The sequence below is a fragment of the Streptomyces sp. NPDC025638 genome, assembly GCF_055558775.1.
Genome location: NZ_JBVHLX010000067.1, coordinates 1 through 1,847 on the forward strand (window position 1 = coordinate 1; position 1,847 = coordinate 1,847).

Sequence of the window (1,847 nt, forward strand, 5' to 3'; positions counted from 1 at the left end):
TGATGGGTAGGGGAGCGTCGTCTGCCGGGTGAAGCAGCACCGGAAGGTAGTTGTGGACGGTTGACGAGTGAGAATGCAGGCATGAGTAGCGATACAAACGTGAGAAACGTTTGCGCCGATTGACTAAGGGTTCCTGGGTCAAGCTGATCTGCCCAGGGTAAGTCGGGACCTAAGGCGAGGCCGACAGGCGTAGTCGATGGATAACCGGTTGATATTCCGGTACCCGCTGTGAAGCGTCAAACATCGAGCATCGTGATGCTAAGGCCGTGAAGCCGCCCTGATCTCTTCGGAGTTGAGGGGAGTGGTGGAGCCGCCGGACCAAGCGGTTAGTAGGTGAGTGATGGGGTGACGCAGGAAGGTAGTCCATCCCGGGCGGTGGTTGTCCCGGGGTAAGGGTGTAGGACGAGTGGTAGGCAAATCCGCCGCTCATGTGTCTGAGACCTGATGCCGAGCCGATTGTGGCGAAGTGGATGATCCTATGCTGTCGAGAAAAGCCTCTAGCGAGTTTCATGGCGGCCCGTACCCTAAACCGACTCAGGTGGTCAGGTAGAGAATACCGAGGCGTTCGGGTGAACTATGGTTAAGGAACTCGGCAAAATGCCCCCGTAACTTCGGGAGAAGGGGGGCCAGCTCCGGTGATCCGATTTACTCGGTGAGCTGGGGGTGGCCGCAGAGACCAGCGAGAAGCGACTGTTTACTAAAAACACAGGTCCGTGCGAAGCCGTAAGGCGATGTATACGGACTGACGCCTGCCCGGTGCTGGAACGTTAAGGGGACCGGTTAGCTCCATTTCGGTGGGGCGAAGCTGAGAACTTAAGCGCCAGTAAACGGCGGTGGTAACTATAACCATCCTAAGGTAGCGAAATTCCTTGTCGGGTAAGTTCCGACCTGCACGAATGGCGTAACGACTTCTCGACTGTCTCAACCATAGGCCCGGTGAAATTGCACTACGAGTAAAGATGCTCGTTTCGCGCAGCAGGACGGAAAGACCCCGGGACCTTTACTACAGTTTGATATTGGTGTTCGGTTCGGCTTGTGTAGGATAGCTGGGAGACTTTGAAGCAGCCACGCCAGTGGTTGTGGAGTCGTCGTTGAAATACCAGTCTGGTCGTGCTGGATGTCTAACCTGGGTCCGTGATCCGGATCAGGGACAGTGTCTGATGGGTAGTTTAACTGGGGCGGTTGCCTCCTAAAGAGTAACGGAGGCGCCCAAAGGTTCCCTCAGCCTGGTTGGCAATCAGGTGTTGAGTGTAAGTGCACAAGGGAGCTTGACTGTGAGACCGACGGGTCGAGCAGGGACGAAAGTCGGGACTAGTGATCCGGCGGTGGCTTGTGGAAGCGCCGTCGCTCAACGGATAAAAGGTACCCCGGGGATAACAGGCTGATCTTCCCCAAGAGTCCATATCGACGGGATGGTTTGGCACCTCGATGTCGGCTCGTCGCATCCTGGGGCTGGAGTCGGTCCCAAGGGTTGGGCTGTTCGCCCATTAAAGCGGTACGCGAGCTGGGTTTAGAACGTCGTGAGACAGTTCGGTCCCTATCCGCTGTGCGCGTAGGAGTCTTGAGAAGGGCTGTCCCTAGTACGAGAGGACCGGGACGGACGAACCTCTGGTGTGCCAGTTGTTCTGCCAAGGGCATGGCTGGTTGGCTACGTTCGGGAGGGATAACCGCTGAAAGCATCTAAGCGGGAAGCCTGCTTCGAGATGAGGACTCCCACCCACTTGATGGGGTAAGGCTCCCAGTAGACGACTGGGTTGATAGGCCGGATATGGAAGCCAGGTAACTGGTGGAGTTGACCGGTACTAATAGGCCGAGGGCTTGTCCTCAGTTGCTCGCGTCCACTGTGT

General features: G+C 56.8%; 1 rRNA gene. It reads left to right on the forward strand.

The window, feature by feature from the left end:
- Positions 1-1,826: ribosomal RNA gene (locus tag ACZ4EG_RS46585) — 23S ribosomal RNA — on the forward strand; the annotation flags it as partial.
- Positions 1,827-1,847: the final 21 nt, after the last annotated feature.